The organism is Arthrobacter horti (assembly GCF_030731045.1).
Lineage (GTDB): Bacteria > Actinomycetota > Actinomycetes > Actinomycetales > Micrococcaceae > Arthrobacter_E > Arthrobacter_E nanjingensis.
Genome location: NZ_JAVALS010000001.1, coordinates 285,632 through 301,834 on the forward strand (window position 1 = coordinate 285,632; position 16,203 = coordinate 301,834).

15 protein-coding genes are annotated in these 16,203 nt (G+C 69.1%); 8 read left to right on the plus strand and 7 right to left on the minus strand.

Annotated elements, in window-relative coordinates:
• Nucleotides 1–97: 97 nt before the first annotated feature.
• Nucleotides 98–718, minus strand: coding sequence for an L-threonylcarbamoyladenylate synthase (locus Q9R02_RS01330; RefSeq protein WP_305994837.1), 621 nt, complete (start codon nt 716–718; stop codon nt 98–100).
• Nucleotides 719–767: 49 nt separating this feature from the next.
• On the opposite strand from Q9R02_RS01330, the gene Q9R02_RS01335 reads away from it, so the two are divergent.
• From Q9R02_RS01335 to Q9R02_RS01365, 7 genes are all read left to right on the plus strand, one after another.
• On the plus strand, nt 768–1,487 hold the full coding sequence (locus Q9R02_RS01335; RefSeq protein WP_305994838.1) for a hypothetical protein: 720 nt from the start codon (nt 768–770) through the stop codon (nt 1,485–1,487).
• Nucleotides 1,488–1,595: 108 nt separating this feature from the next.
• Nucleotides 1,596–2,804, plus strand: a complete 1,209-nt coding sequence (locus tag Q9R02_RS01340) for an inorganic phosphate transporter (RefSeq protein ID WP_305994839.1) — start codon at nt 1,596–1,598, stop codon at nt 2,802–2,804.
• The gene (locus tag Q9R02_RS01345) at nt 2,801–3,022 is read left to right on the plus strand and encodes a hypothetical protein (RefSeq protein ID WP_305994840.1); all 222 of its coding nucleotides are present in this window, start codon (nt 2,801–2,803) and stop codon (nt 3,020–3,022) included. The genes Q9R02_RS01340 and Q9R02_RS01345 overlap by 4 nt, the downstream gene beginning before the upstream one ends.
• 42 nt (nt 3,023–3,064) lie before the next feature.
• Nucleotides 3,065–3,607, plus strand: a complete 543-nt coding sequence (locus Q9R02_RS01350; protein ID WP_305994841.1) for a dihydrofolate reductase family protein — start codon at nt 3,065–3,067, stop codon at nt 3,605–3,607.
• Nucleotides 3,608–3,771: 164 nt separating this feature from the next.
• On the plus strand, nt 3,772–6,426 hold the full coding sequence (gene polA / locus Q9R02_RS01355) for a DNA polymerase I (protein ID WP_425279208.1): 2,655 nt from the start codon (nt 3,772–3,774) through the stop codon (nt 6,424–6,426).
• A gap of 109 nt (nt 6,427–6,535) precedes the next feature.
• A complete protein-coding gene (locus tag Q9R02_RS01360) occupies nt 6,536–8,020 on the plus strand; it encodes a class I adenylate-forming enzyme family protein (protein WP_305994842.1) in 1,485 nt (494 codons plus the stop codon).
• Complete coding sequence (locus Q9R02_RS01365; protein WP_305994843.1) at nt 8,017–9,189, plus strand: thiolase family protein; 1,173 nt, start codon at nt 8,017–8,019, stop codon at nt 9,187–9,189. Before Q9R02_RS01360 ends, Q9R02_RS01365 begins: the two co-directional genes overlap by 4 nt.
• Nucleotides 9,190–9,262: 73 nt before the next feature.
• Here the strand turns inward: Q9R02_RS01365 and Q9R02_RS01370 are convergent, their stop codons facing one another.
• The 5 genes from Q9R02_RS01370 to Q9R02_RS01390 form a co-directional block, all read right to left on the minus strand.
• The gene (locus tag Q9R02_RS01370; RefSeq protein ID WP_305994844.1) at nt 9,263–10,663 is read right to left on the minus strand and encodes an aspartate aminotransferase family protein; all 1,401 of its coding nucleotides are present in this window, start codon (nt 10,661–10,663) and stop codon (nt 9,263–9,265) included.
• The gene (locus Q9R02_RS01375) at nt 10,660–11,127 is read right to left on the minus strand and encodes an Lrp/AsnC family transcriptional regulator (RefSeq protein WP_305994845.1); all 468 of its coding nucleotides are present in this window, start codon (nt 11,125–11,127) and stop codon (nt 10,660–10,662) included. Before Q9R02_RS01375 ends, Q9R02_RS01370 begins: the two co-directional genes overlap by 4 nt.
• Before the next feature lie 71 nt (nt 11,128–11,198).
• Nucleotides 11,199–11,849 (minus strand): energy-coupling factor transporter transmembrane component T family protein, encoded by a 651-nt coding sequence (locus tag Q9R02_RS01380; RefSeq protein ID WP_305994846.1) that lies wholly within the window; start codon nt 11,847–11,849, stop codon nt 11,199–11,201.
• The gene (locus Q9R02_RS01385; RefSeq protein ID WP_305994847.1) at nt 11,846–12,595 is read right to left on the minus strand and encodes an energy-coupling factor ABC transporter ATP-binding protein; all 750 of its coding nucleotides are present in this window, start codon (nt 12,593–12,595) and stop codon (nt 11,846–11,848) included. Before Q9R02_RS01385 ends, Q9R02_RS01380 begins: the two co-directional genes overlap by 4 nt.
• Nucleotides 12,588–13,250, minus strand: a complete 663-nt coding sequence (locus tag Q9R02_RS01390) for a biotin transporter BioY (RefSeq protein WP_305994848.1) — start codon at nt 13,248–13,250, stop codon at nt 12,588–12,590. The genes Q9R02_RS01385 and Q9R02_RS01390 overlap by 8 nt, the downstream gene beginning before the upstream one ends.
• Before the next feature lie 279 nt (nt 13,251–13,529).
• Between Q9R02_RS01390 and Q9R02_RS01395 the strand changes: the two genes are divergently transcribed.
• Complete coding sequence (locus Q9R02_RS01395) at nt 13,530–15,131, plus strand: ABC-F family ATP-binding cassette domain-containing protein (protein ID WP_305994849.1); 1,602 nt, start codon at nt 13,530–13,532, stop codon at nt 15,129–15,131.
• A 102-nt stretch (nt 15,132–15,233) separates the two neighbouring features.
• On the opposite strand, the gene Q9R02_RS01400 is transcribed toward Q9R02_RS01395, so the two are convergent.
• Nucleotides 15,234–16,202, minus strand: coding sequence for an SURF1 family cytochrome oxidase biogenesis protein (locus Q9R02_RS01400; protein WP_305994850.1), 969 nt, complete (start codon nt 16,200–16,202; stop codon nt 15,234–15,236).
• Between the last annotated feature and the right edge of the window lies 1 nt (nt 16,203).

The window sequence follows — 16,203 nt, forward strand, 5'->3', positions numbered from 1 at the left end:
CCTCTGCTCGGATCCCGCGCGGCGTGATGCGGGTCTCAGTTCAAGGTTGGGACAGATCGTATATGATTTCGGCCGCCGGGGCCAGGCACGCCGCGCGTCATTCGAACCGTTCGGTGGACCCCATGCCGTAGCGGGCGATCTCCGGGTAGCCGCTGGAGTAGTCGATCACGGTGGTGGGCTCGGTGCCGCAGTCGCCGGCGTCGATCACGGCGTCCACTTGGTTGTCCAGCTCCTCCTTGATCTCCCAGCCCTGCACCAGCGGCTCCTCCTGGCCCGGCAGCAGCAAGGTGGAGGACAGCAGGGGCTCGCCGAGCTCGTCCAGGATGGCCCGGGTGACCCGGTGGTCCGGGATGCGCACGCCCACGGTCTTCTTCTTGGGCTGCAGCAGGCGGCGGGGGACCTCCTTGGTGGCGGGCAGGATGAAGGTGTAGCTGCCCGGGGTGACGGCCTTGATGTCGCGGAAGGCGTCGTTGCCGATGTTCACCAGCTGGCCCATCTGGGCGAAGCTGCTGCACACCAGGGTGAAGTTGTGCTTGTCGTCCAGGCGCCTGATCTGCCGGATCCGCTCCAGCGCCTCCTGATTGCCTACCGCCGCGCCCAGGGCGTAACAGGAGTCCGTGGGGTAGGCGACCAGGCCGCCGTCGCGGATGATCTGCACCACCTGCTGGATCAGGCGGGGCTGCGGGTCTACGGGGTGGATGTCGAAGTAGCGGGCCATGCTACCGAGCATACGTCCGTGCAGGTAGCGTGGAGGAGTGCAGGACTTCATGAGCAACCCTTGGCAGTACTGGTGGCTGATCTTCGTGGTCGGCCCGGTTGCCGGAGGGATCGTCCGGCGCTTCGGGCCGATCAGCGAACGCCGCCACCAGCGGCGGATGGAGATCGAGCGCATCCGCGCGGGCCATCCGGAGCACGACGGCGGAACGCGCCACGGTGCGGAGGAGGCGCCTCTTGCGCCGGCGAAGGAGAGCGGCCCGGACCTGGAGCGGGTGCTCGCCGAGCACGACGCCGTCAACACCCGCTGGCTGGACTACGAGCTGGATGTCGCCAAGATGATCGACTTCCCCGGCATGAGCGATGTGCGGGAACCGCTCACCGTGGAGTACCTGAAGGCCAAGAGGCGGGCCGACTCGCTGCGTCCGGTGGCGGGGGAGAACCTCGAGGGTGAGGATTTTCACAGCTACCGGGACGCGGTGCTCGCCTATGGCCACGCATTCGACGTCGCCGAGAGAAACGCCCATCGGCTCAAGGACACGGCGTTCACCCCGGAGGAGCGGCAGCGCCTGGCCACCGCCCGGCGGCTGCTCAGCATCGCGATGGACCCGGGAGCCACCTCCCCGGAACGGCAGGCCGCCTACCGGCGCGTGAGGAAGGAACTGGACGGGCTGATCGCGGTGCCGCAGACCGCATTCGCCTCCCTGGAGCGGCAGATCGCGGCAGCGCTGGATGGGCATCCGGCAGTACCCTCAGACGAGCGCCGGGACTGACACCCGGGCAGTTCGCGGGGATTTCCCGCAGTCGTCATCTGCCCTTAACATTGACTCCGTGGGTGTGCTCTGCGCCCGCCTCTCTCACCTCACACAGATTGGGCCCGGGTGGACGTCACCTTCATGGCAGCGCTGGTCATCATCCTGGCGCTGTTCTTCGATTTCACAAATGGCTTCCATGACACGGCCAATGCGATGGCGACGCCCATCGCGACGGGGGCCATCAAGCCCAAGGTGGCTGTCACCATCGCGGCAGTCCTGAACCTGGCGGGAGCCTTCCTCTCCACGGAGGTGGCCAAGACCATCTCCGGCGGCATCATCCGGGAGGGCCAGGACGGCATTCACATCACACCGGAGATCATCTTCGCCGGCCTGATGGGCGCGATCCTCTGGAACATGTTCACCTGGCTCAAGGGCCTGCCCTCCAGCTCGTCGCACGCCCTGTTCGGCGGCCTGATCGGCGCCGCTGTCGTGGGCATCGGCGTCCACTCGGTGAACTTCGAGAACGTGATGCTCAAGGTGATCCTGCCGGCGCTCTTCGCGCCGCTCATCGCCGGTGCGGCCGCCTACATCTGCACCCGCCTGGCCTACGCCCTGACGTCCCGGCATGACCCGGAGACCGGGGACAAGCTGACCCAGAAGCGCGGGGGATTCCGCACCGGCCAGATTTTCACCTCCAGCCTCGTCGCCCTCGCCCATGGCACCAGCGACGCGCAGAAGACCATGGGCGTCATCACCCTCATGCTCATCGCCGTCGGCAGTCAGCCGGTGGGCTCCGGTCCCCAGCTCTGGGTGATCACGGCCTGTGCCCTCGCCATCGCCATCGGCACCTACACCGGCGGCTGGCGGATCATCCGCACCATGGGCTCCGGCCTGACCGATGTGAAGCCCGCGCAGGGTTTCGCGGCCGAGGCGAGCACCGCGGCCGCCATCCTCTCCTCGGCTCACCTGGGCTTCGCCCTCTCCACCACTCACGTGGCCTCCGGTTCCGTGATCGGTTCCGGCCTCGGCCGTAAGGGCACCACGGTGCGCTGGGGCACCGCGGGCCGCGTCGTCACCGGCTGGCTCTTCACACTGCCGGCCGCCGCCATCGTCGGGGCTCTCGCCGCGCTGCTGGTCGACTCCGGCCCTGTCGGCACCGCGATCGCCATCGCCGGTGGAATCGGCGCCATCGTCTTCATGTTCCTGCGGTCGAAGAAGACCGAAGTGGACCACCAGAATGCGGTGGAGGTCGAGGAAGCGGGCACGGCCGTCCGGTTCCAGAAGAAGAAGACCGTCAAGGCCGGAAGCGCCGGAAGCAAGGGTGAACAGGCATGAAGTGGCTGGAACTGTTCCAGGTCGCCGGGGCGACCTTCATCTCCTCCATCGTCCTGGTGGTGCTGTACTCCTTGGGCGTCCGTCTCACGGCCATCGCCGCCGATGCCGAGCAGAAGTCCCCGGCCCGCATGCGTTCGCTGGCCTACGTCTGCTTCGGGGCCTGCGGTGCGGTGGTCCTGTTCGGCATCTACCTGATCGTGCCGTACTTCTCCAAGTAGCCGGCAGCCCGGTCTCCCGGGGAGTCCGGGCTATGGTGGGGTATGGGGAAATTCCAGTACTTCACCGCAGTGTCCCTGGACGGCTTCATCGCCACGGAGGACGATTCTCTCGCCTGGCTCTTCCACGAGGGTCAGGACGGCACACCCGGGCGGTATGAGGACTTCTACGCCGGCATCGGCTGCCTGGTCATGGGCGGGACCACCTACGAATGGCTGCTGGAGCACTTCGACGGCCCGTGGCCGTACGTCGGCACTCCCGTGTGGATCTTCACACACCATGAGCTCCCGGTGTTCCCTGGTGCGGATGTGACCCTGGTCCGCGGTGACGTTCAGGAATTCGTCCCGGATTTCCTGCGCGACGCCGGGGCGAAGAACGTGTGGGTGATGGGTGGCGGCGACCTGGCCGCCCAGTTCGCCGCCGCCGGGCACCTTGATGAGCTGATCCTCTCCGTCTTGCCCGTCACGCTCGGCACGGGCAAGCGCATCCTGCCGCTCACGGACGGGGAACGCCGCTGGGAGCTGGCGGAATGCGGGGCCGTGGGCTCCGTCGTCGAGCTCCGCTACACCGCCGCAGCGCCTGCCTGAGTCCGCCCGCGGCGGATGAAAATGTCTCAGCCGCCCACTACGCTGGCAGGGTGAGCGAAACAGGCAACGCGGCAGCGGATGGCGCGACGACGATCAACGGCACCAGCGACGGAAGCCAGGACGGAGCGGGCCGCGGCCGGCTCCTGGTCCTGGACGGTCACTCCATGGCGTTCCGGGCGTTCTACGCCCTTCCAGCGGAGAACTTCGCCACCTCCACCGGGCAGCACACCAACGCGGTGCACGGCTTCACTTCCATGCTGATCAACCTGATCAAAGACCAGAAGCCCACCCACGTGGCCGTCGCGTTCGACGTCTCGGATGACACCACCTTCCGCAAGAAGGAGTACGACGACTACAAGGGAGGCCGCAACGCCACCCCGGAGGAGTTCCACGGCCAGATCGACCTGATCGACCAGGTCATGCAGGCGTGGGGCATCAAGACCCTCCGCATGCCCGGCTTCGAGGCGGACGACATCCTGGCCACTCTTGCCGCGCGCGGTGAGGAAGCCGGCTGGGAGGTCCTGCTGGTCTCCGGTGACCGGGACTCTTTCCAGCTCATCACGGACAACGTCTTCGTGCTGTACCCGAAGAAGGGCGTCTCCGACATCCCGCGCATGGACGCCGAGGCTGTCCGGGAGAAGTACTTCGTGGGCCCGGACCAGTACTCTGATCTCGCCGCGCTGGTGGGTGAGAGCGCGGACAACCTGCCTGGCGTGCCCGGTGTCGGTCCCAAGACGGCGGCCAAGTGGATCAACCTCTACGGCGGTCTGCCCGGCATCCTGGAGAACCTCGACGCGATCAAGGGCAAGGTGGGCGATTCGCTCCGCGCCCATCTGGACGACGTCAAGCGCAACCGGCACCTCAACCAGCTCCTCAAGGATCTGGATCTCGGTGTGGGCCTGGACGAACTCGCCGCGCCGCGCCCGGACCAGGACGCCGTGGAGGAGCTCTTCGACGCCCTCGAGTTCAAGACCCTCCGGACCCGCCTCTTCGCCCTGTATGGGGAGGACACCGCAGCCATCCAGCACGAGGGGATCGAGCTGCCACTGTTCGAGGTGGGAGCCACGGCGGAGTCCCTGAACGCCTTCCTGGCGAACGACGACGCCGCCGCACCGGCCGCTCTGGCCGTCGCCACAGTGCCGGGAGGCATCGGGCAGGAGGCCACCGCCGTCGTCATTCTCCGCGGCGAGGCCGCCCGGTACCTGGAACTCACTGAGCTGGACGCGGACACCGAGAAGGTGCTGGCTGGCTGGCTGACCGACGCCGGGCGGACCAAGGTCATCCACGAGTACAAGGAGGCGTTCAAAGCCCTCCACGCCCGCGGTCTGCTCCTGGAGGGCGTGGTGGACGACACCTCCATCTCCGGCTACCTCATCCAGCCGGACCGCAGGAACTACGAACTCGCGGAGCTGATCCAGCACCACCTCAAGATCACCCTGGAGGCGGCCCCTGCCGCTCCGGTGGGGCAGCTGGACCTCGGCCTGGACCTGGACGGCAACGCCGCGCAGCTGCGTGCCGAGGCCCTGGTGCGTCATGCCGCGGCGGTCCGTGCGCTGAGCGAGCACCTGGCCCCGATGCTGGCCGAGCGGCAGGCGGACAAACTGCTGAGCACGCTGGAACTCCCGGTGGCGCGGGTCCTGGCTGACATGGAGATCGCCGGCATCGCCGTCTCCCTGGAGAAGATGCAGGAGCAGCTGGACGACCTCGCCAAGCAGGTCGACGCGGCAGAGAAGGCAGCCTACGCGGCGATCGGCCACGAGGTGAACCTGGGTTCCCCGAAGCAGCTGCAGATCGTCCTCTTCGAGGAGCTGGGCCTGCCCAAGACCAAGAAGATCAAGTCCGGCTACACCACGGACGCCGCCAGTCTGAAGAACCTCCTGGACAAGACAGGCCACGAGTTCCTGGTCCAGCTCATGGCTCACCGCGAGGCCTCCAAGCTCCGTCAGATGGTGGAGACGCTGTACAAGTCGGTGGGGGAGGACGGCCGCATCCACACCACGTACGCCCAGAACGTGGCGGCCACGGGACGCATCTCCAGCAACAACCCGAACCTGCAGAACATCCCGGTGCGCAGCGAGGAGGGCCGCCGGGTCCGCGATCTGTTCGTGGTCTCGGACGGCTTCGACTGCCTCCTGGCCGCGGACTACTCACAGATCGAGATGCGCATCATGGCCCACCTGTCCGAGGACGCCGGGCTCATCCAGGCGTACCAGGAGGGCGAGGACCTGCACCGCTACGTCGGTTCGCACATCTTCAACGTGGCGCCCCAGGACGTCACCAGCGCCATGCGATCCAAGGTCAAGGCCATGTCGTACGGCCTCGCCTACGGCCTGACGAGCTTCGGGCTGTCCAAGCAGCTGGAGATCTCCGTCGATGAGGCGCGCACCCTCATGAAGGACTACTTCGACCGCTTCGGCGCCGTGCGTGACTACCTGCGCGGCGTCGTCGAGCAGGCCCGTCAGGACGGCTACACGGCCACCATCGAGGGCCGCCGGCGCTACCTGCCGGACCTGACCAGCACGGACCGGCACCTGCGGGAGATCGCCGAGCGCGTGGCTCTCAACTCACCCATCCAGGGTTCCGCCGCGGACATCATCAAGCGAGCCATGCTCGGCGTCGCGAAGTCCCTCGCGGACGAAGGCCTGAAGTCCCGGCTGCTGCTGCAGGTCCACGACGAACTCGTCCTGGAGGTCGCGCCCGGGGAGCGTGAACAGGTGGAACGGCTGGTGACCCGGGAGATGGGCCACGCCGCGGAGCTGTCCGTCCCGCTCGATGTGCAGCTCGGCGAGGGCAAGAGCTGGCACGACGCCGGCCACTGAGGGGTTGCCCATCGATTGCTGAGAAAACGTTCGAATAGAGGACGTAACGAGCGTTTTCTCAGCAGTCGATCAACGTGTGGGTTCCCTCTCGCCCACGTAGAATCCTGGCGTGCCCTTCCTTTCCCGCCTGTGCCGCTGGGCGTCCGAACGCCCCCATGAGCCCGCCGTCGCCGTCGGACGGGACTCCTTGGACTGGGAGGAGCTCCTCGAACGCAGCGGAGCACTGCTGCGTGGCGTGCCCGACGGCGGGTACAGTGTGCTCCGCCAGGGCAACTCCCTGGATTTCATCACCCGCTGGGTGGCCGGTGTGGCCGGCGAACGGCGCTGCGCCGTGCTGGACACGGGGCTCCCCGAGGCACAGTACGCTCAGGTGCTGGCCGAACTCGAGCGCCATTGGGGGCGGCCGGCGCCGCTGAGCTCCGGCGGCGCCGACGCGTCCGGAAGCCTGCGGGAGACCGTCGTCGAGCACCGCGACGCCGGTCAGCCGGCCGTCCTGGACGACGGCGCCCCGGACAGCCTCTTTCTCCTGGCACTGACCTCCGGCACCTCAAGCCTTCCCAAAGCGATCGTGCGCACCCGGCGGTCCTGGGAGGCCTCTTTCGAGGCGTCCACGGCGTTCTTCGGCCTCGGCCCGGAGGACGTGACGCTCGCGCCCGGGCCGCTGACCTCCGGCCTGGGCCTCTACGCCCTCTCCGAATGCCTGCATGCCGGATCGGCCTTCCGGACGCTGACCTCCTTCGACGTCGGAGACGTCCACGATGCCATCGAGCACGACGGCGTCACGCGCCTCGTGCTGGTCCCTGCCATGCTGCGGCTGCTCGCCGAGCGGGGGATCGCCGCCGGTGCCGACCCCGGGGGACTGCGCAGCGTGGTGGTCGCCGGTGCCAAGCTCGATGCCCGGACGCTCGAGGCGACGCGCCGCTGGGCGCCGGCTGCCGTGGTCTACGAGTACTACGGCGCCCAGGAACTGAGTTTCGTCAGCGGAACGCGCCATCTGCCCGGTGTTCCGGCCGCCGACGAAGCGGAATTCACCAGTGTGGGCGTGCCGTTCCCCGGCGTCGAGCTGGCCATCCTGGACGCGGAGGGCCGGGCACTGCCCGACGGGGAGACCGGATCCATCGCGGTCCGCAGCGCGATGGTCAGCCAGGGCTACCTCTGGGGCGACGACGGCCATGCCTTCACCCGCCGCGGCGACTGGTGCACCGTGCACGACCAGGGCCGAGTGGTGGACGGGAACCTGCACTTCCTGGGCCGTGCCTCGGACATGGTGAACGCCGCGGGACTCAACGTGTACCCGCAGGAGATCGAGCGCGCCCTGGCCAGTCTGCCGGGGGTCGAGTCCGCGTTCGTCACCGGGCTCGACGACGGCCTGCGCGGCCAGCGCCTCGTGGCCGCCGTCCGGATGGGGCACGGTGGCGTCGGCGCGGGTCAGCTGCGGATGGCGCTGGCGGATCTGCTGGACTCCCGGAAGCTGCCGCAGGAGTACTACGAGCTGCGGGAACTCCCGCTCACCGGCCGGGGCAAGCCGAGCCGTGCCTTGCTCCGCGAATGGATCACGGCCGGCGACCCGCGGACGCCGAGGCTCCGGCCGTGAGTCTCCTTTCGGCGAATCCGGTGGATGACCGGACTCCGGTCATCGTCGCGGCACTCCGTACGCCACTGTGCCGCACGGGTGGTGCGCTGGCCGGTCTCACGGCGGACGAACTGCTGGCCCCCGTGCTGTCCGGCCTTCTGGAGTCCTCCCGTCTGGACGGTTCTGCCGTGGACGAGGTCCTGGCCGGGAACGCCGTGGCCGCGGGCGGCAATGTGGCGCGTCAGGCGGCGCTGGCCGCAGGACTTCCGGCGTCCGTCGCCGCGCTCACCCTGGACCGCCAGTGCACTTCCGGGCTCGACGCCGTCATCCACGCCGCACGGCTCATCCAGGCGGGTGCCGGCGACGTGTACCTGGCTGGCGGGACGGAGAGCATCAGCACCGCACCGCAGCGCGCCGAACGGCTGCCGGACGGGAGCACACGTCCCTATTCGAGGGCGCGCTTCACCCCACGCGGCGCGGCCGACCCGGAGATGGGTGCGGCGGCCGAAAACGTCGCCGCGCACTGTGGCATCACCCGGGAGGCGCAGGACGCCTTCGCGGCACGCAGCCACGAGCGCGCCGTCCAGGCCGTGGAGTCCGGAACGTTCAGCGCGGAGACGATCCCCATGCCGGGCGCCCCAAGGGCCCACGACGACGGCCCGCGCGCCACCCTGGACACCCGCCTTCTCTCGCGCTTCCGGCCGGTCTTCCGCGACGGCGGGACGGTCACGGCGGGCAACTCGTGCCAGGACGTCGACGGCGCCGCCGCGGTCCTGCTGACCACGCGGGCCCGAGCGCGCGCACTGGGTTTCACCTCGGGCCTGCTCTTCGAGCAGGCGGCGAGTGCCGGCGTCGAGCCTGAACTTCTTGGCCTGGGCGCGGTGGCGGCCGCCCGCAAGCTGCCCGATGAGGTCCTGAGCCGTCCCGGATTGGTGGAGTTCAATGAGGCGTTCGCCGCGCAGACACTGGCGTGCCTCGAAGGCCTCGGAATCGACCCGGCCACGGCGAACCGCGACGGCGGGGCCCTCGCCCTCGGGCACGCCTACGGTGCGTCCGGCGCGGTCCTGGTGGTCCGGCTGTTCCACCAGGCCCGGCGCTTGGGCGTGGACGGGCACAGCGCCCTGGCGCTCATCAGCGGGGCCGGCGGCCAGGGCGTGGCGGCCTCGTTCCGCTGGTCCGCGTCTCTCTGAACCACCGCGAGACGCCAGAAGATCACAGTCCCACGCTCCAGGACTGTGATCTTCTGGCGTCTCGATGCCGTGCTCAGATCTTCGTGGAAGCGTCCTTGAGGACGGACCGCAGGATGCCGCCGATCTCGGCGAACTCCGCCGGGCCGATGGTCAGCGGCGGGGCGAGCTGGATGACGGGGTCCCCACGGTCGTCGGCGCGGCAGTACAGTCCGGCGTCCCAGAGCGCGGGGGAGAGGAAGTCCCGCAGCAGGCGATCGGACTCGGCGGCGTCGAAGGTCTCCCGGGTGGCCTTGTCCTTCACCAGTTCGATGCCGAAGAAGTAGCCCTCGCCGCGGACGTCGCCCACGATGTCCAGGTCCAGCAGCTTCTCCAGCTCGGCGCGGAACAGGGGTGAGTTCTCCCGGACGCGGCCGTTGAGATCCTCCTCCTCGAAGATGTCCAGGTTCTCCAGGGCGGCGGCCGCAGCTGCAGGATGCGCCGCGAAGGTGTAGCCGTGATAGAACGTGTTCTCCGGCGAGTTGAAGGGCTCGTAGACCTTTTCACTGACCACGGTGGCGCCGAGCGGGACGTATCCGGAGGTGATGCCCTTGGCGCAGGTGATGATGTCCGGGACGTAGCCCAGGGCGTTGCAGGCGAAGAAGTCGCCCACGCGGCCGAAGGCGCAGATGACCTCGTCGCTGACCAGCAGGACGTCGTGGCGGTCGCAGATCTCGCGGACCCGCTGGAAGTAGCCCGGGGGCGGCGGGAAGCAACCGCCGGAGTTCTGTACGGGCTCCAGGAACACGGCGGCCACCGTGTCCGCGCCCTCGAAGAGGATGGCCTCTTCGATCCGGTCCGCGGCCCAGCGGCCGAAGGCCTCGAGGTCATCGGTGGGGGCGCCGGCCTCGGCGGCGCGGTAGAAGTTGGTGTTGGGCACGCGGTGCCCGCCCGGGGTCAGGGGTTCGTAGAACTGCTTCATGGCCGGGATACCCGTGATGGCCAGGGCGCCTTGCGGTGTACCGTGGTAAGCCACCGCACGGGAGATGACCTTGTGCTTCATCGGCTTGCCGCGCAGCTTCCAGTAATGCTTGGCCAGCTTGAAGGCGGTCTCCACGGCTTCGCCGCCGCCCGTGGAGAAGAAGACGCGGTTGAGGTCGGCGGGTGCGTAGGAAGCCAGCCGTTCGGCGAGCTCGACGGCGGCCGGGTGGGCGTAGGACCAGATCGGCATGAAGTCGAGCTGCTTCATCTGGCGCGCCGCGGCGTCGACGATCCGCTGCCGGCCGTGGCCGGCGTTGACCACGAAGAGCCCGGCCAGGCCGTCGATGTAGCGCTTCCCCGCGGCGTCGTACAGGTGGTGGCCTTCGCCGCGGGTGATCACCGGGATGCCGTCGTTCAGCACCTTCCGGGAGGTGAAGTGCGGCCAGAGGTGCTTCGCGGCCTTGGCCTGCAGGGCGGCGGTGTCGTGCGGGCCCTCAGGACTGAACGGTGTTCTCATCGTGTTCCCCATCCGTATTTCTGTTTCTGCAGTTCGAGATAGACGAACGTCTCCGTGGACGCCACTCCTTCGATCGTCCGGATCCGGCTGTTCAGCAGCTCGATCAGATCCGCGTCGTCCTCGCAGACCAGCTCCGCCAGGATGTCGAAGGATCCGGCGCTCAGGACCAGGTAGGACACCGCAGGGAGCTGCGCGATGGCGTCCGCCACCAGCCGGGTGTCCCCGGTGGTCTTGACGCCGATCATCGCGACCCGGTGGAAGCCCAGGCGCATCGGATCCGTGACGGCCACGATCTGCATGATCTGCGCGTCCAGGAGTTTCTGGACGCGCTGGCGGGCCGCGGCCTCGCTGAGGCCCACGGCCTTGCCGAGTTCGGCGTAGGAGCGGCGCCCGTCCTGCTGGAGCAGCTCGACGAGTTTCTTGGAGGTGTCGTCGAGCTGGAGCGGAGGATTTCCGGGAGACATGTCCCGATTCTGCCCCCACTCGGAGGATTAAGCAACGGTTTCAGTGGAGAAAAGTAAAAGCAGCTACGGATTCAGTTGAATGCCGGGTCGTCAGCTTCGGGTTCCGTAGCGTCCCCGAGGCCCCTGGCAGTCAGGGCGTCGCCGGTCCTCTGGGCGTAGGCCACCGAGGCGATCAGGACCGGCAGGACGCGGGCGCGCGGGCTGCGCTCCAGGCCCCGGGCACGTGCGGCCTCCCGGACCGAGGAGAAGGTGCCCAGCAGATACGGGATGCTGCGGAGCGTGATGGCGATCAGCAGGGCGAGCCGTTCCGGGTCCAGGCCGAAGCGCCGCAGCGGTGAGGCCAGGCGGACCACGCCGTCCAGGAGCGTCTGGACGGGCGTGGTCAGGGTGAGGATCGCGGCCGCCACGAGGCAGCTGGTGATGTTGGCGGCGATGCTGATGCCCCGGCCGGGGCCCAGCTGCCAGCTCTGGAAGACCAGGACCACCAGTAGCAGGGGCGCCGGGGCTGCGAACAGCCGCCAGGTGCGCCGCCAGCCAGGAGCGATCGAGGCGAACAGTGCCACGACGAGCCCCAGGACCGCCAGGGAGGCCGCCCAGGAACTCAGCCAGAACGTGCCGAGTCCCAGGACTGCCAGAAAGCCGGCTTTCAGCCCGAGGGGCGTGCGGTGCAGCCAGGAGTGCCCGGGCAGATACTCACCCAGCGGCGTCCCACGGCCGTTCACGGGGTCCCCGACAGGCTGAGCTCGCGGTAGAACGCGACGGCGGAGGCGGGGTCGCCGTCGAACACGATCTCGGCGCGGTCCACCACCAGGACGCGGTCCATGTCCAGGGCGAGCTCCAGGTCGTGGGTGGCGAGCACCTGCTGTTGCGGCAGCTCCGCCAGGGTGCGTCGCAGCAGTTCGCGGTTGCGCAGGTCCAGCAGGGTGGACGGCTCGTCCAAGGCGAGAACCCGTGGCTCCACCGCCAGCACGCTCGCCAGCGCCATGAGCTGCCGCTCGCCGCCGGAGAGTTCGTAGACGCTCTGATCGGCCAGAGTCGCGAGGCCGAAACGCTCCAGGATCTCCTGGGCCCGGGCGGCGCGGTCCTTCCGGGGCACCGAGCGGCGGAGGGACAGCTCAAGGTCTTCGCGGCCCGTCGGCATCACGAGCTGGCTGAGCGGATCGGTGAAGACGAACCCCACCAGGGCGCGGACGGCGCGTCCGTCGCGCCGGGTGTCCAGGCCGTGCACGGTCACGGAGCCCGAGTCCGGCAGCTGGAGCCCGTTCAGCAGGCGCAGCAGGGTCGACTTCCCGGAGCCGTTGGCACCCAGCACCCCGATCCGCCGCTCGGTCAGCCGCAGCCCGTCCACCGTCAGGATGGTGCGGGAGGGGCGTCTGTCCTCGCCCGCCGCCCGGACGACGACGTCGCGCAGCAGCACGGCGTCGTCGTCCGGATCCGCGGGGCGCGCGAATGACCGTGCGTCAGGCATCCGCGCCGGTCTCCGGCTGAGCGCGGCGTGCGACACGGCGCAGCAGGATGTCCGGGAAGGCCCGGTGCAGCGCGGTGGCCAGAACGGCGGCCAGCACGTCCTTGAGAATGTCGCCCGGGTAGAACGGGAGATCCGCGATGAAACCCTGGGCCAGGGTCACCTTGGCGTTCAGCATGATGCCCACCGGGCCGAGAGTGTGGGTCAGCACCAGGCTGCTGACTAGGGCGGCGAGGAAGAACCAGAGCGTGCGGGGCTTGAGCCCGCGCCTGAGGACGTGCGAGGCGAAGAAGCCGGTCAGGCCGGCGACCAGCGGGAATGCCACGATGTAGCCGGCGGACGGCCCTGCCATGACGCCCAGACCGGCGCGGCCCTGCGAGAAGATCGGCAGGCCCGCCAGGCCGAGCACCACGTACAGCAGGACCGCGGCGAAGGCCCGGCGTCCTCCCAGCACCAGGCCGGTGAGGGCGATGACCAGGGTCTGGATGGTGATCGGGACGCCCACACCGCCGATGCTGATGCCCGGGACGAAGGCCGAGGCAGCCACGAGCGCGGCGAAGACGGCCACCAGAGCGGTGTCACGCGGGGTCCAGGCACTCCGGCCGGCTCCGGCCGTGGGGGTGTCGGCGGTCATGGTCTCCTCTTTCGGCGATGTCATGGGCACCACCCTAGAAGCGCCGGAGGGGGCCGTTTTTGTGGGGTCCCTACAAAGACGTACGGCGAAGCCCTGGAGCTTTCCGCAAGGGTGTCGGGTCGCGGTCGGCCACCCGCCGCCGCCTGGCGCGGGCGGAACCGGTAGAATCGATACGGCCCCGTGTTCCCTCCAGGCCCAACGGCTGGGGGAACCCTCGCAGTACGTGACGCACCGCCTCCGGGCGACCGCCGTCGTCGTCCGTGGAAACAGGGCCCCGACACCACCCCAGCGGAAGGCACTCCTGTGATCAGCGTCCAAGACCTCGAACTGCGCGCCGGCGCGCGCCTGCTCATGGACCAGGTGACGTTCCGCATCGACAAAGGGGACAAGATCGGGCTGGTCGGCCGCAACGGCGCCGGCAAGACCACGCTGACCCGCGTCCTGGCCGGCGAGGGGCTCCCTGCCTCCGGCACCGTCACCCGTTCCGGCGAGATCGGCTACCTCCCGCAGGATCCCCGCACCCCGGACATGGAGCAGCTGGCCCGGGACCGGATCCTCGCGGCCCGAGGCCTGGACGTCATCATGCGCAAGCTGAAGAAGGCGCAGACGGAGATGGCCAGCGAGGACGAGGCCATCCACCGGAAGGCCATGAACCGCTACGACCGGCTCGAGGCCGAATTCCTCGCCGCCGGCGGCTACGCGGCCGAGTCCGAGGCGGCCACGATCTCGGCGAACCTCGCCCTGCCCGAGCGCATCCTGAACCAGCCGCTCAAGACCCTCTCCGGCGGTCAGCGCCGCCGTGTGGAACTGGCCCGCATCCTGTTCTCCGGCGCGGACACCATGCTCCTGGATGAGCCGACCAACCACCTCGACGCCGATTCCATCACCTGGCTCCGCGACTTCCTCAAGGGCCACCAGGGCGGGCTGATCGTGATCAGCCACGACGTGGAGCTGCTCGAGGCCACGGTCAACAAGGTGTACCACCTGGACGCCAACCGGGCCACGATCGACTACTACAACATCGGCTGGAAGCGGTATCTCGCCCAGCGCGAGACGGACGAGCGTGCACGACGCCGCGAACGCGCCAACGCGGAGAAGAAGGCCGCCGTCCTGCTCGACCAGGCCAACAAGATGCGTGCCAAGGCCACCAAGGCCACCGCGGCGCAGAACATGATCAAGCGCGCCGAGCGCATGCTGGGCGGCCTGGAGGACGTGCGGGCCGCGGACCGCGTGGCCGCGCTCCGCTTCCCGGAGCCCGCGCCCTGCGGCAAGACCCCGCTCACGGCGGAGGGGCTCAGCAAGTCGTACGGTTCGCTGGAGATCTTCACGGACGTGGACCTGGCCATCGACCGTGGCTCCCGCGTGGTGGTCCTGGGCCTCAACGGCGCCGGCAAGACCACGCTCCTGCGCATGCTCGCGGGCGTGGACAAGCCGGACACCGGCGAGGTCGTGGCCGGCCACGGGCTCAAGATCGGCTACTACGCCCAGGAGCACGAGACCCTGGACCACGACCGCTCGGTCCTGGAGAACATGCGCTCCTCCGCTCCCGCCCACATGACGGACACCGAGGTGCGCAGCATCCTGGGTTCGTTCCTCTTCCAGGGCGATGACGTGGACAAGCCGGCCGGCGTCCTCTCCGGTGGTGAGAAGACCCGTCTGGCACTGGCCACCATCGTGGCGTCCAGCGCCAACGTCCTGCTCCTGGACGAGCCCACCAACAACCTGGACCCGGCCAGCCGCGCTGAGATCCTGGGCGCCCTGGCGAACTACAAGGGCGCCGTCGTCCTGGTCTCGCACGACGAGGGCGCCGTGGAGGCGCTGAACCCGGAGCGCGTGGTGCTGCTGCCGGACGGCGTCGAGGACATCTGGAACGCCGACTACCTGGATCTCATCACCCTCGCCTGAGTGGGCGTGGCTGCGGCTAGGCCCCCGGGACCGTGTGGTCCCGGGGGCCTTGCCGTCACCGGGGTGGGTCAGTGACGGTGCCGGCTCACTGAAAACCCTGGCTCACTGAAAACCCTGCGCGTCCAGGAGGGCGTCCTCTTCATCTTCGGCGTTGCGGCGGCCGGAAGCGCGGCGCAGGGCCTGCTTGCGATCGGCCTTCTTGCGGTTCTGCCGCCAGTACTTCGCGGCCGTGTGCGACGCCGGGGCCTCACCGGAGGCCTCAGACGCGACCGCGGTGAGGTTCCCGCCGTCGCACGCCTCGCCGTCGGCGGCCAGTTGCGCGAGTTCAGCGTCCTCGGCGTCCAGCGCGTCATTGCGCGCCTGCTGGCGTGCCGCGTAGCCGAAGCCGATCAGCATGAGCACGCCGAACGCGAACCACTGGAGCGTGTAGGAGAGGTGGGTGCCGTTGTCCACGGCCGGCATGGGCAGCGGCGCCGGGGCGATGGCCGGGGCCGGGGACTCACTCACCATGAGGCCGTAGGCGCCCTGCAGAACCGGGTAGCTCAGCTGCTGGGCGTACTGTGGAAGGTTGATGGAGGCGATCTGCCCGCTCGGGGCGCCTCGGTTCAGCGTGGGCTCGGACGGCCGGATGCGGACCACCACGGTCGCCTCACCGGCGGGCGCTGCCGGAATGCTGTCCGGTCGGCCGTTCTCCTTGTTGCCGATCGGGAGCCAGCCGCGGTCCACGATGACCGTCTCGCCGCAGTCCAGGCGGAAGGGGACCACCAGCTCGTACCCCGGCTGGCTGTTCATGGGCCGGTTGCGGACCACACGTTCGTCCTGGGCCAGGTAGTGCCCGGTGAGGCGGACCTGGCTCCACTCCTTGTCCTGGTCCATCTGCTGGAACAGCGGCCTGGCCTGGTCAAACGCCACCGGCGTGGAGTTGTAGTTGTCCGAAATGCGTTTGACCACCGCGTCGGTCTCCTCCATGCGGCCCATCTGCCAGCGGCCCAGGAAGACGCACGCGATCGCGAAGATGACGGCGAGCCCCAGATAGGTGAGCCAGCGGCGGGAGAAGAGGAAACGGTACATC

Excerpts from the sequence above, each read along its gene's own strand:
- Q9R02_RS01330 (WP_305994837.1), bottom strand. The coding sequence starts at position 718 with ATGGCCCGCTACTTCGACATCCACCCCGTAGACCCGCAGCCCCGCCTG.
- Q9R02_RS01335 (WP_305994838.1), top strand. The coding sequence starts at position 768 with ATGAGCAACCCTTGGCAGTACTGGTGGCTGATCTTCGTGGTCGGCCCG.
- Q9R02_RS01345 (WP_305994840.1), top strand. The coding sequence starts at position 2,801 with ATGAAGTGGCTGGAACTGTTCCAGGTCGCCGGGGCGACCTTCATCTCC.
- Q9R02_RS01350 (WP_305994841.1), top strand. The coding sequence starts at position 3,065 with ATGGGGAAATTCCAGTACTTCACCGCAGTGTCCCTGGACGGCTTCATC.
- polA (WP_425279208.1), top strand. The coding sequence starts at position 3,772 with ATGGCGTTCCGGGCGTTCTACGCCCTTCCAGCGGAGAACTTCGCCACC.
- Q9R02_RS01370 (WP_305994844.1), bottom strand. The coding sequence starts at position 10,663 with ATGAGAACACCGTTCAGTCCTGAGGGCCCGCACGACACCGCCGCCCTG.
- Q9R02_RS01375 (WP_305994845.1), bottom strand. The coding sequence starts at position 11,127 with ATGTCTCCCGGAAATCCTCCGCTCCAGCTCGACGACACCTCCAAGAAA.
- Q9R02_RS01385 (WP_305994847.1), bottom strand. The coding sequence starts at position 12,595 with ATGCCTGACGCACGGTCATTCGCGCGCCCCGCGGATCCGGACGACGAC.
- Q9R02_RS01390 (WP_305994848.1), bottom strand. The coding sequence starts at position 13,250 with ATGACATCGCCGAAAGAGGAGACCATGACCGCCGACACCCCCACGGCC.
- Q9R02_RS01400 (WP_305994850.1), bottom strand. The coding sequence starts at position 16,202 with ATGTACCGTTTCCTCTTCTCCCGCCGCTGGCTCACCTATCTGGGGCTC.